At 63.1% G+C, this 18,989-nt stretch carries 18 protein-coding genes and 2 pseudogenes; 5 read left to right on the forward strand and 15 right to left on the reverse strand.

The genetic code is table 11. The annotated features are described in order from the left end of the window. Positions 1–7: 7 nt before the first annotated feature. The 4 genes and pseudogenes from J4G43_RS47510 to J4G43_RS47525 form a co-directional block, all read right to left on the reverse strand. Positions 8–1,228: an OpgC domain-containing protein gene (locus J4G43_RS47510; RefSeq protein ID WP_208088979.1), complete on the reverse strand. Its 1,221-nt coding sequence runs from the start codon at positions 1,226–1,228 to the stop codon at positions 8–10. A 347-nt stretch (positions 1,229–1,575) separates the two neighbouring features. Beyond that, positions 1,576–2,553: pseudogene (locus tag J4G43_RS47515) on the reverse strand (tetratricopeptide repeat protein); the annotation flags it as partial. Positions 2,554–2,687: 134 nt separating this feature from the next. After that, positions 2,688–3,817 (reverse strand): IS3-like element ISRj2 family transposase gene (locus J4G43_RS47520; protein ID WP_129557670.1). Its coding sequence is split into 2 segments (ribosomal slippage): positions 2,688–3,565 and positions 3,565–3,817, totalling 1,131 coding nucleotides; the frame shifts between segments, so codons are not numbered across the junction. 64 nt (positions 3,818–3,881) lie between these two features. Then, positions 3,882–5,999, reverse strand: a pseudogene (locus J4G43_RS47525) (ATP-binding protein); the annotation flags it as partial. A 284-nt stretch (positions 6,000–6,283) separates the two neighbouring features. On the opposite strand from J4G43_RS47525, the gene J4G43_RS47530 reads away from it, so the two are divergent. From J4G43_RS47530 to J4G43_RS47550, 5 genes are all read left to right on the forward strand, one after another. Continuing rightward, entirely contained in the window at positions 6,284–6,778 is a 495-nt protein-coding gene (locus J4G43_RS47530; RefSeq protein WP_028148879.1) for a hypothetical protein, read from the forward strand. 243 nt (positions 6,779–7,021) lie between these two features. Beyond that, a complete protein-coding gene (locus tag J4G43_RS47535; RefSeq protein WP_208088980.1) occupies positions 7,022–8,059 on the forward strand; it encodes a thermonuclease family protein in 1,038 nt (345 codons plus the stop codon). Between the two features lie 354 nt (positions 8,060–8,413). Continuing rightward, positions 8,414–9,946: a tyrosinase family protein gene (locus J4G43_RS47540; RefSeq protein WP_208088981.1), complete on the forward strand. Its 1,533-nt coding sequence runs from the start codon at positions 8,414–8,416 to the stop codon at positions 9,944–9,946. Between the two features lie 9 nt (positions 9,947–9,955). Continuing rightward, the gene (locus J4G43_RS47545) at positions 9,956–10,735 is read left to right on the forward strand and encodes a DUF2182 domain-containing protein (protein WP_208088982.1); all 780 of its coding nucleotides are present in this window, start codon (positions 9,956–9,958) and stop codon (positions 10,733–10,735) included. Positions 10,736–10,923: 188 nt separating this feature from the next. Next, positions 10,924–11,277, forward strand: coding sequence for a hypothetical protein (locus J4G43_RS47550; protein WP_208088983.1), 354 nt, complete (start codon positions 10,924–10,926; stop codon positions 11,275–11,277). 77 nt (positions 11,278–11,354) lie between these two features. On the opposite strand, the gene J4G43_RS47555 is transcribed toward J4G43_RS47550, so the two are convergent. From J4G43_RS47555 to J4G43_RS47600, 11 genes are all read right to left on the reverse strand, one after another. Continuing rightward, positions 11,355–11,666, reverse strand: coding sequence for a chorismate mutase (locus tag J4G43_RS47555; RefSeq protein ID WP_063980899.1), 312 nt, complete (start codon positions 11,664–11,666; stop codon positions 11,355–11,357). Further along, entirely contained in the window at positions 11,663–12,352 is a 690-nt protein-coding gene (gene ureG, locus J4G43_RS47560) for an urease accessory protein UreG (protein WP_208088984.1), read from the reverse strand. Before ureG ends, J4G43_RS47555 begins: the two co-directional genes overlap by 4 nt. Next, the gene (locus J4G43_RS56270; RefSeq protein WP_408581397.1) at positions 12,349–12,546 is read right to left on the reverse strand and encodes an urease accessory UreF family protein; all 198 of its coding nucleotides are present in this window, start codon (positions 12,544–12,546) and stop codon (positions 12,349–12,351) included. Before J4G43_RS56270 ends, ureG begins: the two co-directional genes overlap by 4 nt. Next, the gene (locus J4G43_RS47565) at positions 12,455–13,036 is read right to left on the reverse strand and encodes an urease accessory protein UreF (RefSeq protein WP_256461388.1); all 582 of its coding nucleotides are present in this window, start codon (positions 13,034–13,036) and stop codon (positions 12,455–12,457) included. Before J4G43_RS47565 ends, J4G43_RS56270 begins: the two co-directional genes overlap by 92 nt. Before the next feature lie 23 nt (positions 13,037–13,059). Then, on the reverse strand, positions 13,060–14,763 hold the full coding sequence (gene ureC, locus J4G43_RS47570) for an urease subunit alpha (protein ID WP_208088986.1): 1,704 nt from the start codon (positions 14,761–14,763) through the stop codon (positions 13,060–13,062). A gap of 12 nt (positions 14,764–14,775) precedes the next feature. Then, on the reverse strand, positions 14,776–15,114 hold the full coding sequence (locus tag J4G43_RS47575) for an urease subunit beta (protein ID WP_208088987.1): 339 nt from the start codon (positions 15,112–15,114) through the stop codon (positions 14,776–14,778). Then, on the reverse strand, positions 15,111–15,689 hold the full coding sequence (locus J4G43_RS47580) for a HupE/UreJ family protein (protein ID WP_208088988.1): 579 nt from the start codon (positions 15,687–15,689) through the stop codon (positions 15,111–15,113). Before J4G43_RS47580 ends, J4G43_RS47575 begins: the two co-directional genes overlap by 4 nt. Positions 15,690–15,695: 6 nt before the next feature. Next, on the reverse strand, positions 15,696–15,998 hold the full coding sequence (locus J4G43_RS47585; protein ID WP_166078237.1) for an urease subunit gamma: 303 nt from the start codon (positions 15,996–15,998) through the stop codon (positions 15,696–15,698). Positions 15,999–16,024: 26 nt separating this feature from the next. After that, positions 16,025–16,936, reverse strand: a complete 912-nt coding sequence (locus tag J4G43_RS47590; protein WP_225005560.1) for an urease accessory protein UreD — start codon at positions 16,934–16,936, stop codon at positions 16,025–16,027. A gap of 111 nt (positions 16,937–17,047) precedes the next feature. Next, complete coding sequence (locus J4G43_RS47595) at positions 17,048–18,322, reverse strand: beta-propeller fold lactonase family protein (protein WP_208088989.1); 1,275 nt, start codon at positions 18,320–18,322, stop codon at positions 17,048–17,050. A 62-nt stretch (positions 18,323–18,384) separates the two neighbouring features. After that, positions 18,385–18,966 (reverse strand): cytochrome P460 family protein, encoded by a 582-nt coding sequence (locus J4G43_RS47600; protein ID WP_208088990.1) that lies wholly within the window; start codon positions 18,964–18,966, stop codon positions 18,385–18,387. Positions 18,967–18,989 lie beyond the last annotated feature (23 nt).

Below are 18,989 nucleotides of genomic sequence, written 5' to 3' on the forward strand. Positions count from 1 at the left end.
TGTGTTCTCAGCGGCGAGCCGGAGCCGCGCCGATGATCGTTACCGGCGCGCCTTCGGCGGCGGCCTCCCGCTCGTCGTCGACATCCGTCACCTTGACGAAGAGGCTGGGCACCCGCTCGGCGCGGTCGAGCAGCCACGCCGCCCCGAACATGATGACGAAGCCGGCGAACGAGACGGCGAGTTGCTCCCAGACGCCCCTGGTGAATTGCATCAGGATCCAATGCGCCGAGAACGACAGGAACACGCTGAGGCAAAAGATCGGCAGCGAATGCTGGCCGCAGAGGATGACCGGGTGCAGCCATTTCGAATGCAACGCCTTCCAGTGGCGCGGGATGAAATAGGTCATCCAGATCGCCACCGCCAGAAAGTGCGTGAAGCGCAGCATGTCGAGGTCGGTCTTGTCGATCGGGTAGATCGCCTTGATCATCCATTTCGGGATCAGCGCCTCGAGCGCAGGGATGTGCCAGGTCATCACGATCAGCAGCGCGAAGGCAAGCCAGGCCGCGGCCAGCGTCATCGCCGCCTTCGACCACACCCATGTTGCGATCTTGTCGATCTGGCCGACGCCACACCAGGCGGCGAACACGAACATCAGCTGCCAGCAGAACGGATTGAAGTACCAGGTCGTGCCCGGCGGATAGGAGGCGATGTTCCAGTCGAACCGGCGCGCCAACACATACAACACCACGGAGGCCGCCAGCGTCAGGTTCGGCCGGCGCACCAGGCCCCACACGATGAAGGGCGCGGCGAGCACCAGCGTGATGTAGAGCGGCAGCACGTCGAGATTGACCGGCTTGTAGCGCAGCGAGAGCGCCTGACCTATCAGGATGTCTGGATGGTCGAGAAAATTGTGAACGTTGAACTCGTCCGCATACATCGGGTTGTCGAACCTCCTGACCGTGCGCGCGATCTGCGCAGTGAACAGCAGGAACAGCATGATGTGGGCAACGTACATCTCGCCCGCGCGCCGCCACAGCCGCTTCAGCGCGGCGAGAAACCAGCCGCCGGCGACGATCGGCCCGTAGATCCAGCCGACCAGATAGCCGGAGATGAAGACGAAGAACTCGGCGGCGTCGCTGAAGCCGTAGTTGCGCAAGGTCAGCCAGGCCACGACGTCGTGCGGGATGTGATCGAGGAAGATCATCCACAACCCGATGCCGCGGAAGAGATCGAGCCGCAAATCGCGCTCGACCGGCGCCAACAAAGCTGACTGGTCCCGTGTGATCATGGCCCCGCCTCGTCCGGTGGGCGTCGCGCCGTCGCGGCGCCGATAGATCGGATGCTAGAAAATGTAAATCAAAAGTCACCTGGCCCTGCGGCTAGTGCCGACGGTAGCCGACCTTGGCGCCCGTGCAAGTGGCTTCGTCACCAGGGCGCGCAGACCGCGTCCGGCAAGTCATGAGACCTTGAACGGCGCCGGCAGGAGGTGATGGTCGTCCCTGCAAAATGTCGAAAACAACCCCATGCACAGTAGAGGCGGCCTCTTAAGTCCTTGCTTTACCTGCGAAACTCAAACGACCCGTCGGGCAAAAAAAGCAGCCCACGGTACGATCGCACGCCAGGGAGGGAGCAGGGTCAGGTCAGCTCGCCGCCCCGAGCGAGCATCTCGGTCAGCATCGCCTCGGCCTTGTGCTGGAGCGGCAGCGCGCCGCTCTCGGAGGCGATCGCGATGGCCGCGCGCAGGGCGACTATGATCGCGGCCTTGTTCGCCGCATCCGTCGGCGGCGTCACCACGGCCTCGCCGAACAGGGCCTCGGCCTCGAGGCCGGAAAACCCCTGCTGGCGAGCGGTGTTGCGCGCCTCGCGCAGCATGTTCTGCGCGGCCTGGACGTCGCCGAGGCGGAAGGTTGCGAGCGCAAGGTAGATCGAGCTGCGCAGCACCGCCGAGGTATAGCCGACCGCCTTCGCCTCCTCGCGCGCCTCGGCCAGCATGCCGCGCGCCCGGTCGAACAGCCCCTGCTCCAGATAGGCGATGCCGAGGTGACAGGCGAGCACCGGCACGAACAGCCGGATGCCGTGCTTCTGCGCCAGCACAAAACCGTCTTCGAGAATGGCAGCGGCCGCGGCCGGCTCGTTGCGCCCGAGCATCAGCCAGCCGCCGCTATAGGCGGCGGCGACGCGGTCGTAGGGGCGGTTGGTCTCTTCCGCGATCGCCGAAGCTTGTTGCTGGAACTGCTCGGCGGCGTCGAGTTCGCCCATGACGGTGTGGGTGAAGCTCTTCATCATGCAGCAGAGGAGCAGTGTGTATTTTGGGGGAGTGGCAAACGGCGCGCTCGCTTCGGGTCCCATGAGATTAGCGCGGCCTTGCGCCAACATCTGCTCCGCTTCGCGATATCGACCGGCGAGAAAATAGGCCTGTCCCAGATTGTATTGTGCAAGGTTGCGCCAACCCGGGTTGCCTGACTTCTCGGCGAGGCCAACGACCTCCTGGCCGAGCGCAACCGCTTCAGTTGGCGTTCCGTAGAAATTCTGTCCACCCGCCATGACGGTCATGGCGGCGACCTTTCTTCCGATGTCGTCAATTCCACTAGCCCGGCGTTCAGAGCTGGCCCCGGTTGTTTGGACAGCGCCCCGCTGGATTTAAGTGGATTCCTGCCGGGTTATGCTGAACGCGGGGCTTTACGGTTTTGTCGTTGCGTCGGGAGGGCGTAGCCCGACCAGAGCGACGACAAAACCGTCGGCGACGGTCATGCGGCCATCACCATAGCTTGCGTGCCGAAGTAAGCCTCGTCGGGCGTGCGCCCGTCAAGGCTCGAGTGAGGGCGTCCCTGATTGTAGAAGGCCAGATACTTGGCAATTGACGCTCGCGCCTCGGACACGCTGTCGTAGGCGCGGAGATATACTTCTTCGTATTTGACCGTGCGCCAGAGCCGCTCGACAAACACGTTGTCGCGCCAGGCGCCCTTGCCGTCCATGCTGATGGCGATCTTCGCGTCCAGCAGCACATCGGTGAACTCGAGGCTGGTGAACTGGCTGCCCTGATCCGTGTTGAAAATCTCGGGCCTGCCGTGCTTCGCCAACGCCTCCTGGACCGCTTCGACGCAGAAGGCCGCCTCCATTGTGATCGAGACGCGATGGGCCAGGACCCGTCGGCTGAACACATCGACGACCGCCGCGAGATAGACGAAGCCACGTCGCATCGGAATGTAGGTGATGTCCATTGCCCACGCATGGTCGGGCCGCTCGATCTTCAATCCGCGCAACAGGTACGGGTAGATCTTGTGACCCGGAGCCGGCTTGCTCGTGTTCGGGCGACGATAGACCGCCTCGATCCCCATGCGCTTCATCAGCGTCGCGATGTGGCGGCGACCGGCGTATACGCCCTCCCGCCGCAGCAACGATCGCAGCATACGCGCTCCCGCGAAGGGATAATCGAGATGCAGCTCATCGAGCCGACGCATCAAGGCAAGGTCCTCGGCCGAAACTGGCCGAGGTTCATAGTAGACCGTGCTGCGAGCCAGCTTCAGGACCTTCGCCTGGCGCACGATAGAAAGATCATGATCGCGGTCGATCATCGCTTTGCGCTCAGCAGGCCCGCCTTGGTGAGCGCGCCGGACAAAAAATCGTTTTCCAACGCCAGCTCGCCGATCTTGGCATGTAACGCCTTCAAATCGACCGGCGTCTCGGCCGATGTCTTGTCATGCCCAAACACGCCGGCGGCGCCTTCCAGGAGCTGGTTTTTCCAGATCGTGATCTGGTTCGGATGAACATCAAACAGTTGCGCCAGCTCCGCCAGTGTCTTGTCGCCTTTGACCGCAGCCAAAGCAACCTTCGCCTTGAATGCCGGAGAATGCGTCCGGCGGCTCTTCTTCGTCATCTTCGCTCCTGATTCGCAGCAAGAATCCTCGCCGCTGTCAGGCAGAAAATCCACTCAAGCTACTGTCCGAATTTGCGGGGCCAGCTCTGTCGGCCTCTTTTCCGAGATCGATCCACTCGGCAACCTGACCGGACCAGATGAATGCCATTCGCGCCTCCATCCGGAGGTCAATTGCATCTGCCTCCCGCGAGAGAGTCATTGGCATCTTGTCGAGCGAACTCATCGCGACCCCGAAATAGTCGACCGCATCGGCATACGCCGAGCGCACAAGACATTTCTGCGCGGCACCTCTCCCGTACCCGAACGCTTTCAGCCAATCCTTCGCGCGCATCGCGTGGTAGCAAAGCGTGTCAGGACCGTCGCTCCATGTCTCGTCGCTTTCGAAGGCCGCAAGTATTCGCCCATGTATGTTCTCGCGCACCTTTTCGACCATCGACTCGTAGGTCACTTGGCGGACCATCTCGTGCTGGAACTCGATCGAGTCCTCAAGTTCACTATCGATCCTGACGAGGATCTCGGCTCGGTCGAGCGCTCCGAGGCAATCCTGGAGAATGTCTTCGGGCAGCGCGGCGACGTTCCGCAGCATCATCACGCTTGAGCGCGGCCCCAGCGCCGCCGCTATTTGGAGAACCGAGCGCTCCTGCCTTGAGACACGATCGAGCCGCGCCGCAATCACCCCCTGAATGCTGGTAGGGATGCCGAGCTCGTCAATAGGTCGAACGAGCGCAAGGTCACCCCACTGACCGCGAAGCGTGCCACTATCTTTCAGTCCACGGCAGACTTCCTCGAGAAATAGAGGAACGTTGGCAGTATGAGAGATGATCCGGTTCTTCAAATCGGTGTTCATCGCCGACGGTCCGAGCATATCGGCCAACATGGCCAATCCCGAATCGTCATCCAGGGGGCGCATTGCAATCACTTCCGCATGGCAGCGTGCGATCCACTCGGGCATGCCGTTCGGCCTGCTCGTGAGAAAAACTATCAGGTTGGGACTCTGTAACGACGCGATTGCAGCAACAACCGCATCGCTGGCTCGGTCGATCCAGTGCAGGTCCTCGATGAGAAGAACCGTACGCTGTTGAAAGGCCAGGCTTTGCACGATGGCGCAACTTGCATCGGAAATGGCACGCGCGCGCGCGTAAGGCTCCAGCTCACTCCAGCGATGATCCGCGACCGGAATATCCAATATGGAATCGATCGCGAGCTGATGGATTGCCGGCAACTCCTTTCGGATGTCGACCAGACTATCCGAATCTCTGGCGGCAACTTCGAAGATCGAAAGTATGGTGCGCTTGAGCGCGCTGAACGGCACGCCCTGAAGGTTCGGACTACACTCGGCGTCAATCAGCCGCCAGCCATCGGCCTTGAGCTCCTGGGCGAACTCATGCGCGAGCCGCGATTTTCCGATGCCTGCATCGCCGATCAGCAGGACCGTCTGCCGGCTTGCACTGGACCTCTCCGCGGCACGTGCCAAAAGGGCCCGCTCAGTCGTGCGATCGACAAACCGCGAAACGCTCCGCGCTCGTCGCACCCGCCAGCTTGAAAGGTCGCTCGCTCCGACGACACGGTAGACCGGCAGCGGCTCGTTGAAACCGCGCAGCACCTTGCGACCCAAGGCTTCGAATCGGACATGTCCATCCGCGAGTTTCTGGCAGGCCTCCGACACGTAGATCCGATTGGCCTCGGCCGCGGCCTCCAGCCTCGCGGCAAGATGCTGAGCGGCTCCTCCGATCTCGTAGACCTTGGAAAATTCGCTGGCGACCATATAGGCGACGACGTGCCCCGAATGGAGGCCGACCCGAACCTGAAGTCCGGGATCGCCAAGACTGCCGACCCGCCGGACAAGCTCGATGGCCGCATGGCAGGCCAGCGGAGCATGGTTGTCGTCGGCGATCGGGGCACCAAAGACAGCGGCCAAGCCGTCCCCCAACTCCTTGCTGACGATGCCGCCAAACTGGCGTACCGCGCCCGTCATGGCCGCCAGCGCTGGCTCCAGGCGTGAGACGGCCTCCTCCGGCTCCAATTCGGCAACAAGCCCTGTGGAGTCGATGACGTCGGCTCGGAGAATTGTCACAAACCGCCGCTCGCTGTCGGGATCAGCACGCCGACGTACCGCCGCCCCACACTTGGAGCACCAGCTATCGTCCGAATCAATCGCCGACTGGCACGCGAAGCAATGCATTCCTGCGCCTTCAAGGATCGCGGCGTCGCTGTCGTCCAGCGCCCGCGAGCAACTCGTGGTAAGAATACCTATCGAGAACCGCTTAGCAATCGGACTTGCCCATCGCCGTTAGCGGAGCACGGTGCGGTTGGCGATCTGGACGAAACACAGTCCTGAGTGGTAGCCTATGCAAATCCCAGCAAAGATGGGGCATATATTCGGCGAAGCCGGGTTGGCAAAACTAACCGGCGTCGCGGAGCTGTATGTATTTTCACAAAGCCAAGGACATATTGAGGGAAAAGACGATGGGGTCGAGAACTTACACCGGGGCTTCATTCAAAGATTTGATGAACGACAATTATTTCCCTCTGGAAAACATGCAGAGGAGCGTGGACATCCTCAAGGCGTCGCCGGACATCCACGTGCCGACCCTGGAGTACGGCCAGTACCATCTGATCCTGACGCCGGCGGACAAATGGCCGGACGGGAGCGCGGCGTACTGGCACAAGGAGAAGGGACGAGCTCGCGTCGACCTCACCACGCAGTTGAATACGGTCCCGCTGTCCAAGGACGAGCCCGGCGTGATCCCGCTGACGCGATGCGCGCTGCTCGATGCCTGCGTGCGGAAGTGCTTCAATTCCGAGCCGCCGATCCCGATGAAGACCAATATCATCACTCACGCGGCGAGCGACGCCTATGCCGACCGGCACGAGATCCGGCTGGAGTGGGAGTACGACAACGGTGAGGACCAGGCGCCGACGCTGCTCCACCTGACGATGGTCTGTCCGTACCGCCCCTGATTCCGAGCGGGAGCAGCAGCGCGGAGGCTTCCGCACCAATCGAAGATGGTCCGTCGTCGCCACAGCATGCGTTGCACGACGGACCAATCATGCCCCGCCCGCTCCGCTCGAAGGCCGCGTTGCACTGTCTCGCGGCCGCGCCCCGTCACGGGCCTGTCGCACGAAGATGATCCGCTACCTGCCAGTGCGCGCGCGACTCGCCTCGATGAGGCGGTCGCCGCGTTCGTTTGACAGGAGCGCCCGATGCCCGTTGGACTGCTGGAGGTCGTAGGCACCATCGATGTCAGCCAGTTCTGGCCGGAGGGCCGGTCGGACGCCGACACCACCAAGGTCGTGGTGAATGTCGCCCCAGACGCGATCCGCTTCCGCAAGAACGACCAGGTGCCGTTCCAGCCGACCCACGTCTTCGAGGGCGCCAAGGTCAAGGGCCGGACCGCGTCGGCGCCGATCAAGAACGGCAAGCTCACCATTCGCCTTCAGGGCATCGACGCGCCCGAGCTGCATTATCAGCCCTCGCCGCTCTCGGCCGCCGAGAAGAAGGGCCTGAGCGACGCCAAGCGGCAGGCCTATCATGAGGTCACACACCCCTACCGGCAGTTTCTGGGCGCGACGACGAGCAAGGCGCTGCATGACTTCCTCAGCAGCGCCGGCGGGCCGACGCTCGCCTGCCGCGTGTTCACCCATGTCGATGCGCCGAACGAGGTGTTCGACACCTATGGCCGGCTGGTCGGCGACATCGAGGTGACGGTCGCCGGCAATAAAATCGACATCAACCACTGGCTAGTGGTGCAGGGCTTTGCCTATCCGACCTTCTATTCTTCGATGAACGACGACGAGATCAAGGCCTTCCTCGCGCTCGCGAAGCCCGCACGCGCGCAGAAGCTGCCGGTCTGGAAGCATCTCGCCAAGACGATTCCCGCTTTCGACTTCGACCTGCGCGAACCCAGGAAGAACGAGACCGACGTCCTCGCGACCGACAAGGGCCCCGTGATCCTGCCGAAGCTCTATCGCCGCTACACCAACTGGTCGGCGCGCAAGAAGGCCAAGGTGACGAGCCAGACCTTCCAGAAGTTTCTGGGCGAAGGCTCCGGCGGCAGGCCCGACACCTGCTACGAGATCGACGACTTCCTGACCAACGGCGTGCACTCGGCCACGCCGCGCAATTTCGCCGACTTCGTCGAGGGCGGCAAGACGATCAAGTTTCAGCCGGAGGGGCTGGTGTTCGGCGAGGCGCCGTCGAGTCTCGTGGGGGCGGACGGCAAGCCGATCACGACGTTCTGAGGACGCGCGCGGCCGACCGGGATCAACGGCGTTTTGTCGCAGATTGTTGCCGGCCGTGAGCTCGCACGTTCATGCGCCGCTATTCTCCTGTCGTTGCAGGCATTTCCGACGGCCGAGCCTGGCCGATCAAAGACCGCTCGCGCTAACGGTTAGAATTCGCTACTACACAACCATAGATTTTTCGTCTATTTTCCTGGCCGCGGCGATTGCGGAGCGTCCTCGGCAGAAGTCCGAGTGACCCAAGATGCCGGCTCTCAGAGCGAGCCGGTGGATGAGAGCAAGATCAATCCGGCGGAGCCGCCTGCCCGTTCTCTCGGCCGGCCGGCGCCGCAGTCAAGCGACAAGGAGAGCGGCATGCTGGTTCGACAGAACGTGTGGGAGCTTGGCGGCGACTGGGCGGATCCGATTCTCTGGTACGCGCGCGCCGTTGGCGCATTGAGGCCGAAGCCGCTCAACGATCGAACCAGCTGGCGCTTCTGGGCCGGCATGCACGGCTATCATCAGGGCCTGTGGGAGTTCTACGGCTACAAGGCGCCTGCCGAGCAAGTTCCTGCCCAGGCCGACTTCGACGAGTTCTGGCAGCAATGTCAGCACGGCAGCTGGTATTTTCTGCCGTGGCACCGCGGCTATCTGATCGGGTTTGAGAAGCTCATTCGTTCGACCGTCGTGACGCTCGGCGGGCCGCCTGACTGGACCTTGCCTTACTGGAACTACTTCAAACCCGGTCAGGATGGCTTGCCGCCGGCATTCGGCAGCCCGGACTGGCCGGACGGCACAGGCAACAATCCTCTCTTCATTGAACAGCGGTGGGGACCCGGCGATCCCTCGCAGCCCGGCAAGGTCTTCGTCCCGCTCGATGCCGTGAACCTGGATGCGATGGACGTTCACGAATTCACCGGCGTAGCAAGTGGCGGCGATCGCGGCTTCGGTGGCATCGACACCGGCTTCGAGCACGGCGGCACCAAGCATGGCGACATCGAAAGTCAACCGCACGACCAGGTTCACGGCCTTGTCGGCGGCGAGAAGATGTTCCCGGAGGCGAGCACGAGGCCATTGCCGGGACTGATGTCGTCACCGGTGACGGCCGGTCTGGATCCCATCTTCTGGCTGCACCACGCGAATATCGATCGGCTGTGGCAAAGCTGGAGGCAGGGCGATTCCCAAAACACGGATCCGGAAGAAGCCAGTTGGAAGAAGGGACCTGCCAGCCTCGGCCAGCACAAATTTGTCGTTCCTCTCCCCGACGGCTCGCCGTGGGAGTACACGCCGGAACAGATGTCGGACTTTGCCGGGGTGGGCTATACTTACAGCGATTTCTCGCCGGCAGGCGCGCCATTGGCGGCCGTCGCCGGCAGGACAGCGACATCATCCGGAGCGGTCGCGATGGCGAGATCGACTGGAGCAACAGTTGAGGTGCTTGGCGCCAATGCCCAATCGCTTCCCGTCGCAGGGAAAGGTGCCGAGACCTCCGTGCAACTCGATGCGCGTACGCATACGAAAGTTGCCGCCAGGCTGGCTGCCGGCCCTGCGCCCGGGGCACGCGCTGAGCAGGTCTTCCTCAATCTGGAGAATGTGCGCGGATATTCCGACGCCACCGTGCTGCAGGTGTATCTGCAGTTTGCGGGGAAGGACGGCGCGCCGTCCTTCGAGCGGCAGGTCGGGAGCATCGGGCTCTTCGGCATCACCAAGGCGACGGAGAGCGATACCGGGCACGCGGGAGACGGCTTGTCGTACGCGCTGAACATTACCAAGCCCTATTCGGAGTTTGCCGGTTCGGGCAATGCCGATCCCGCAAAGGTCGGCGTTCGCCTCCAGGCCGTCGCGCCGGTGCAGCAGTCGGCCGACGTGAGTGTCGGCCGCATCAGCATCGTCCGACAGGGCGATTGACGGCCGCTCATGACGCCCGCGGCCTACGAGCGTCTGCAAATCCGTATTCCGCTCACCGTCGCGGCTGCCGCCGCGTGGGCGGCCGTCGTGGCGTTGTCGGACCAGCGCAGGCTCGTCGCCTTCTGCAACAGCGATGTGTGGCCGGCACTGTCGCTCGATCAGCTCGCCCTTGCCATGACGTTCTATTCGCCGGCAAGACTCGCCGGCGAATGGATGCTGATGGTCGCGGCGATGATGATGCCGATGCTCGCGGGCGCTCTTGGGCACGTGCGTGCGCGAAGCCTGCCGCGCCGACGCATGCGGTCGATGGCGCTCTTCATGATCGGATATTGCGCCATCTGGGCTGCCTGTGGCGTTCCCATCGTGCTGGCCGTGCTGGCGCTGCAACTGGTGCAATCATCATCGATCGTCACGATCGCATTGGCGGGATCGCTCGTCCTGGTCTGGCAATTCTCCCCCGGGAAACAGATTTGCCTGAACCACTGCCACGACCAGCCGCCGCTGGCGGCGTATGGGATCAGGGCCGACCTGGCTGCTCTCGGATATGGCGTCACCCAGGGTATCTGGTGTTGCGGAGCCTGCTGGGCGCTGATGCTCGTTCCGTTGGCGACGCAAGGCGGGCATTTGCCGGCGATGGCCGCGACCAGTGCATTCCTGATTGCCGAGCGCCTGGACAAACCGCGGCGCCCGGCGTGGGAGGTGCGATGGCCATCGACCGCTGCCAGGCTGCTATGGTTCAGGCTTGGCCTTTGGCGACGCTCGGAGAGCGCCGGAGTGAAGGCAACCTGATCGATGCCAACTGCCCGCGCGGCGACGCGATTCGCGCAGGCGACCGGGCAAACTTTGCCCGCGACACCGCCGCACCGGCAATTTTTTCAAGCTGCCGATGAGCGCGAGCCCGGAAACATCGGGAAATCGAACGAAAGGATTTGGCACGCACGTTGCTTGCCCTTCGCGATCGTCTTGAGGGGCCGAACATGCAAGTCACGGCAGGAGCTTCAATCTTCGGCTACCAGCCTGCGAAAGCCGGCTCATCGACCGGTGCATCGAAGCCGTCGGTGACCGACAATGGTGGGCCCTCGCAAACAAGCGAAGATGGCGCATCGGGCGACAGCAGCGTCGTGCAGGAATTCCTGAAATACGCGAAGATGAATCCCTTCGACCGTATGCGGGCTGCCATTCTGAAGAGCATGAATCTCAGCGAGGCCGACCTCGCCAACATGACCCCGGACCAGAAAGCGGCGGTGGAGCAGAAGATCCGGGACGCCATCGAAAAGCAGCTGGAGAAGAAGGGCCAGCAGCCCGGCAGCCTGGTCGACCAGTCCGCGTAACGACCGCGCATCACCAGTGGAATGTCGCGCCTTGTCCGGTCTCACCGTGAAATGGGTCGTTGTAAAAGCGATCGTTCCTAGCCGGCTCCCGACTCGAACTTCACCGCCTCATGATTGGTGATGACTTCTCGAACGACCAGGGCATGCAGCTTCCGGGTAAAATCCGGATCGAGCCCGCTCTGTGCGGCGAGGATGCGAAGCCGCTTCAATTGCGCCGCTTCGCGTCTGGGATCCCGGGATTCCAGTCCATGCCTGGCCTTGAGCTCTCCGATCGCATCCGTGCAGCGAAAGCGTTCTGCGAGCAGGTGCACCATCGCCGCATCCAGATTGTCGATGCTGCGGCGCAGCCTGGCCAGATCGCCGGCAAACTCCTGGTCATCATCCGTCATCGATCGGCACCTCCAGACAGCGCCGCGGCGGACAACCCGCCCTTCTGCAGAATGAAGCCCGCGATCTCGTCGACACCTTGGCCACTCTTCAGATTGGAGAAGATGAACGGTCGCGCGCCTCGCATCCGCCGCGCGTCCGCTTCCATGATCTCCAGATTCGCGCCCACCATGGGAGCCAGATCGATCTTGTTGATCACCAGCAGATCGGATCGCATGATCCCCGGCCCTCCCTTGCGCGGGATCTTCTCTCCTGCGGCGACGTCGATGACGTAGACGGTCAGGTCCGCAAGCTCCGGGCTGAAGGTGGCGGCGAGATTGTCGCCACCCGACTCGACGAAGCAAAGCTCCGCGTCCGGAAACTTCAGGTTCATGTCGTGGATCGCCGCCAGGTTCATCGAGGCGTCCTCCCGTATGGCCGTATGCGGACAGCCACCCGTCTCCACCCCCATGATGCGCTCTGCCGCCAATGCCTGCGCACGGGTCAGAATGAGCTGGTCCTCCTTGGTGTAGATGTCGTTGGTGATGACGTAGATCTCGTAGAAATCGCGCAGGTGCTTGCACAGCGCCTCGACCAGCGCCGTCTTTCCGGAACCGACAGGGCCGCCGATGCCGACGCGCAGCGGCCCGTTGGTTGCCGCAATGCCGGGTGTGCGCAGAGACCTGCTCTCGCGTTCAATCGTCTTCATGAGCGAAACAACCTCGTATACTGGAGCTCGTGTGCGGCGGACGCGAGCTCAACCATCAGGCCCGCCGAACCGAGATCGTCGACCGTCTCGCGGCGTGCGATTTCACTGCGCGACAGGATCGGCAGCTCGAGCGCCGCGATGGCGAGCTGACCATCGGTCTGACCGAGAGGCACCAATCGCACCCCCGCGCTCACCAGATTGGCGACATAGCTGTGCAGGAACGCCGGCAGCGCGATTTCGACGGCGATCCGCTCGCGCTCCGAGCAGGACAGCCAGCACCGGCGGGCATTTCGGGTCGGAGAACATGTCCAGAATTCGATCCGGCCAGACACTGCGAAGGGTCGTAAGGCACGCCGACGATTGCTGTGCGGATTCGAGCACGAATTCGGATGTGCCGCGGGAAGCGGCGGCGAGTTCGGCCAGCTCCGGCAGCTGGTCCTCGGCGCCCTCGGCCACGCATCGGTAGGCTTCGCTGAAGAAGATGGCTTCGTTTCGGCCGGAGCCGTAGCAAAGGTCGGCCTCGAGCCAATCGACCAGGCTGCGCCGATCGGAGACATAGCCGGCCTCCACGGCCCATTCCAGTCCGTGCGAGTAGCTGTAGGCTCCGTTCGGGAACGACGGCGAGAGCCAGCTCTGCAGCCTCAGGAACGCCAGCGCCTTCCGTCCATAACTCTGGTCTGTCATCGCACCACCATGCCGGCAACGCGTCAGTACATGAAATAGCGCTGCGCCATCGGGACCACATTCACCGGCGGACACGTGAGCAGCCGTCCGTCGGCTCGCACCTCGTAGGTCTCGGGATCGACCTCCATGAGAGGCAGCGCGTCGTTGAGGATCATGGAATGCTTGCCGATCGACCGCGTGTTCGAGACCGGCAGGAGTTGCTTTGCCAGGCCCAATTGTCTCGTCGCTTCGAGCGAGGCCTGACTGACGAAGGTCACGGAATTTCTGCCGGGAGAACGGCCGAAGGCGCCGAACATCGGCCGGTAATATTCCGGCTGAGGCGTCGGTATCGATGCATTGGGGTCACCCATGATCGCGGCGACGATCATGCCGGATTTCAAGACCATGTCGGGCTTGATCCCGAAGAACGCCGGATCCCAGACGACGATGTCCGCGAGCTTTCCGACCTCGACCGAACCGACGTAGCGTGACATTCCCTGCACGATGGCCGGATTGATCGTGTATTTCGCGACGTAGCGCCGAGCCCTGAAATTGTCGTTCTGCCCGGTCTCCTCCGGCAACCGCCCGAACTGCTTCTTCATCTTGTCGGCGGTCTGCCACGTCCGCGTGATCACCTCGCCGACGCGCCCCATCGCCTGGCTATCCGACGACACGATCGAGAACGCGCCGAGATCGTGCAGGATGTCCTCCGCGGCGATCGTCTCCTTTCGTATGCGGCTTTCCGCGAAGGCGACATCCTCCGGAATGCGGCGGTCCAGATGGTGGGTCACCATCAGCATGTCGAGTGCTTCGTCGAGCGTGTTCGCGGTGTAGGGACGCGTGGGATTTGTCGAGGCCGGAATGACGTTGCTCTCGCCGCAGACCTTGATGATATCAGGCGCGTGCCCGCCGCCGGCCCCTTCCGTATGGGCCGCATGGATCGTCCTGCCCTTGAACGCGGCGATCGTGCGCTCGACGAACCCGCCTTCGTTCAGGGAATCGGTGTGGATCATGACCTGCACGTCCATGTCGTCCGCGACGGAGAGACAGCAGTCGATCGATGCGGGCGTTGCGCCCCAGTCTTCGTGCAGCTTCAGGCCACACGCGCCGGCTTCGATCTGCTCGACCAGGCCAGCGGGTAGGCTCGCATTGCCCTTGCCGAAAATGCCGAAGTTCATCGGGAACCCATCCAGCGCCTCGAGCATCCGATGGATGTGCCATGGCCCCGGCGTACAGGTCGTCGCCGTCGTCCCTGCGGCCGGTCCGGTGCCGCCACCCATCATGGTCGTGACGCCCGAGAAAAGCGCCTCGTCGATCTGCTGCGGGCAGATGAAATGAATGTGCGTATCCATTCCGCCGGCGGTGATGATCTTGCCCTCGCCCGCGATGATTTCCGTCCCCGGCCCAATGATGATGGAGACACCCGGCTGAATGTCGGGGTTGCCCGCCTTGCCGATGGCGGCAATGAGCCCGTCCCTGATCGCGATGTCGGCCTTGACGATTCCCCAGTGATCGAGGATCAGCGCGTTGGTAATGACCGTATCGACCGCCCCCTGCGCGCGCGTGAGCTGCGATTGTCCCATGCCGTCGCGAATGACCTTGCCGCCGCCGAACTTGACCTCCTCGCCATAGATCGTGAGGTCCCTCTCGGGCTCGATGAACAGATCGGTGTCCGCCAGGCGCACCCTGTCGCCGACCGTGGGGCCGAACATCTGCGCATAGGCCGCGCGGCTCATCGTGTGGGACATGTCTTCCTCACCTTATTCGTTGGCGCCGGACGCATCGGTCGCCGATTCCAGAGGTCCCATCACGCCGCCGCTGAAGCCGTAGATGCGCCGCGCCCCGGCAAACGGGATCAACGAGACCTCGCGCGACTGGCCCGGCTCGAACCGCACGGCCGTCCCGGCCGGGATATCGAGGCGGCATCCACGAGCGGTTGATCGATCGAACGCGAGTGCGGCGTTCACTTCGGCGAAGTGATAATGGCTGCCCACCTGGACCGGCCGGTCGCCGGTGTTGGCTACGGTAATCGACAGTGCCGTCCTGTCCCCGTTCTGGACGATGTCGCCGTCAGCCGGAATGACCTCCCCGGGAATCATGCCACGCCTCCAAGCAGCAGCAGCCCGACAAGGCCAGCGCATACGCCCGCCGCGCGAAGCAAGCTTCGTCTGGTCGCGTTTCCTCCCCAGAGCCCGATGACCATGCCGGTCAGGAGAAGAGCGGCGGTCGCCGTCGTGAAGCCGATCACGTAGGGAACAAGCATCGCGGCGGCTTCAGTTCCGTGGGCGTGACCATGGAAGAACGCGAACAGGCCGACGGCCGCCGCGCCCAGCATGACGGGCATCCTGAATTCGAACGCAACGAACGCTCCCAGCGCCACCACCGAGAGGCTGATCGCCGCCTCCACAAAGCCCATCTGCAGTCCCGCGCTTGCCGCGGCGAAGCCGCCCAGCATCGCGATCAGAAAGGTCAGCGGCCACACCGCTCTCGCGGATCCGCCCACGAGCCCGCTCCACGTTCCCACCAAGGTGATCGCAATCAGATGATCGGCGCCGCTGAACGGATGGACGAGACCGGCGTCGAACGAACTGCCCGCGCCCGGAATGGGATGAGCGAAGGCCGGCGCCGCAAGCAGGCTCAACGCGGCGACGCAAATCGGGATGATGCGCATCATCAGCTCCTATCGGATCGGGTTGTGCACCGGGACAAGCTTGGTCCCGTCCGGAAACGTTGCCTCCACCTGGATCTCGCGGATCATTTCCGGGATGCCCTCCATGACCTGCTCGCGGCGCAGCAGCCGGCCGCCTTCGGACATCAGATCCGCGACCGATCGTCCGTCGCGGGCGCCTTCCATGATGGCATCCGAAATCAATGCGATGCTTTCGGGATAATTCAGCTTGACGCCGCGCGCGAGCCGGCCGCGCGCAACGATCGCGGCGAGGGCGATCATCAGCTTGTCTCGTTCCCGTGGCGTCAGATTCAAGATGCTCCTCCCACTTGGCCGCGCTGCTAACAGGACCACATCTTCGGCGCTCCGAAGGGACCGGATCCGAGCTCATGGTCGAGTTGATCGAGGAAGCGGCGCAGACCTCGCCTGAGGTCCACGCTTGCAATCGCGGCGACCCGGACCACGATGATCGCGCCCACGATCGTGACGCCGCACGCGCATTCCAGCGAAGCGCCGATCTCGCGCAATCTCTCGAGCCGGGCCTCGAGACCCGGACCGAAATAGATCATGGTTGCGATCGCCTTCCAGTTCGAGAGCAGCGCCGTCTTCCGAAGCTGCAGCAGCGTCTGGTCGGAGGCGAGGAAGCCATCCGCCCATACCAAACGGCCGTCGACCCTGACGCGCCAACTGTCCAGGATATGTCCGGCAAGAACCTCCTCGCCGCTCTCGATGCGGCCAAGAACCAGCCATTCGAGGGCAATCAATTCGGTGCCCGAGCTCACATCGATCTCGGTGTGCCGCGCGATGCGCGCCTGGTTGAAGACGATCGTCTCTTGTGGAAGCCACGCAAGCCGGGCATTTCCCTCAGCCCTTAACCGCGTCCGGACTCGGGCAGGCCGATCCAGCGCCCGATAGACCTTCTCCGCGGCCTGCGTGGTCACCGCGACCGACGCATCGCCTCGAGCGACCACCTCGATCCTGATCTCGTCGCCGCCTGCGACACCGCCCGAGGTATTGATGAGGACCGCCTCCTTGCGCCGACGATCGTCGACATTCGGGAAGGCAACGGCCATCGGAAACTTCTGATAGACGTCGATGATCTCCGTGCCGTTTGCGGCGCCGGAGAACACCACGCGAGCTTCCCCGACAGCGCGCTGCAGATCGAATTTTTCCGTGGCGCTCTGCCCTTCGCCCGGAGGGCCGGGATGAGCCGCGGATGTCCCGCGAGAGCGCTCATGAATTGCTTCAAACATCCGTCTCGGGGCTCATGATTGACCGTCTGTGTCTCGCATATCGGCGAGGGAGAGGCCGGGCGTGGAACGGCAATGCCGACCACGCCCGGACCTCATGTCGCGAAACCGGGATCAGAAACCCGCAAGACCCTGGGAGCCGTTGTACGGGATCTTGACGCTGCCGATCTCCTTCAGCGAACCGTCCGGCTGGGTGCTGTAGCTGACCAGCTTCGAGGCGTTGCCGTAGATCTGATAGAGATAGGCGCCGTCGGGCGAGATCCAGCTATCGCTGGGACCGCTCGTCACGGTTCCGTTCAATCCCCTCGCGGTGCCGTCGCCGGGGACCTTCGGACACGCCGGATCGCACGCAATCTCCAGGCCGCTACCGTTGATGCGGTAGCTGCTGATGTTGCTGTAGCCGAAGTTCGTCGCGTAGATCGTGCGATCATCGGGCGCGACGGCCAGCCAGCACAGCTCGGACGGCAGGCCCGCGCTGGTGTCGATCTTGACGAGCGGGCCGACCTCGATCGAGCCGTTCTTCTCGATGGTGCAGATGGAGCATCCGTCACCGACGGCATAGCCGATCACGAACGTATTTGGACGCTGATTCAGGAACGCGATGTAGAACGGAGAACCGCCCTTCGCATCGTAGAACCTGGCCGTGCCGAGCGAGCCGTCCTTTTGCAGGGCGAACACGGCAAGGCCGTCCGGATCCGGTGCATTCGACGCGATCGAGTGCAACGCGCCGCCGGCGCGCTGGACCCAGAGAATCGGCGAGCCGTCGGGATACAAGCCGGTGAGCGCGATCGGCTCATCGAAAGTGGTGCCGACAAGCACAAGCTCCTCGTTGGGCGAGACCACGACCATGGTGGAGACACGGTTCCGCTTGCTGTACGTATTCACCGTGTATCGCTCGGGCCGCGTCTTGAGCATGCCTTCGGCGTCGACCGACATCAGCCGAAGGTGATCCGGTCCGAACGCGTGCAGCACGAAGAGGGTGCGCGTCGACGGAGCGAAAGCCAGCGATTTGGCCGTGCCACTCCTGCCCTCGACCGGGTTGCCGGTCGACTTCACGTCGAGCAGCGTGAGACGACCGTCGCTCTCCAGGCGGAAGCTCGAAACGGAATTGTCTCCGCCATTGGTCGCAAACAAAAAGCGCCGATCGGATGTAATGATGACGCTTCCCGCACCCTCGTAAGAGTTGGGCGCGCTGTCCTGGCCGCTGATCGGCTTGAATTCACCGGAGCCGGCGCCGCCCGTCTTGATACGCGCGACCTCGGCCAGCTTGCCGTCCGCCTGCCGCGTGTAGTGGATAATGGCGTTGTCGATCTCATTGGTCTGGATATAGAGATGGCCAGTCTGCCCCTTCGACATTCCCATCTCGCTCGTCGTCGCCTCTTTAGCCATCTCTCGCTCCTTTGATGATTGGCTTTGGTAAATCGAATGACTTTCGGTGACCTGCACCATCGCTATGGCTTCAACGGAGGGTATCCATCGATGTAAACCCAGTCGGACGTCCGCACGGGCACATGGCACGCCTGGCATTGCGCCCTGTAATTCGTCGTCGTCGTTTTTGAGCGATCGCCCGCGTCGAACCAGGACCATCCCCAGCCGTCGCCCCACAACGCGCTCTCCGGGTGACGGTTCGCGGAGTCCTTCACCATGACGAACCATCCCTTCAAAGCATCGGCGCGGCTGACGGTGCCGGTCGTCATTTCAGAGGTTGCCGCCTTGAACACTTCCTTGACCAGCACCGCACCGTCCGGGAAGCGCTTGTCCTTCCGATAGGCGTCGATCACTCCAGGCGAGGCGTACACGACGTGAAGCTCCTTCGAGCCGTGATTGTCGTCTGCCGCGATCGCCCAGCTTCCGAGGATCTGATAGGTCGTACGATAGTCATCGGGCACGTGCAGACGCCCGTCACGGTCGGCGACGCTCGCACCGGTCGAAACGCCATCCGCCGCGTTCGCCCGCAGCTGTGACTGCCTGACCGCGGCCGCGACCCCAAGGATCACGACGACGGCGACACAGGCGGCTTTGAAGATTTTCATGCCGATCTTCCGCCGATTACGTG

The organism is Bradyrhizobium barranii subsp. barranii (genome assembly GCF_017565645.3).
Lineage (GTDB): Bacteria > Pseudomonadota > Alphaproteobacteria > Rhizobiales > Xanthobacteraceae > Bradyrhizobium > Bradyrhizobium barranii.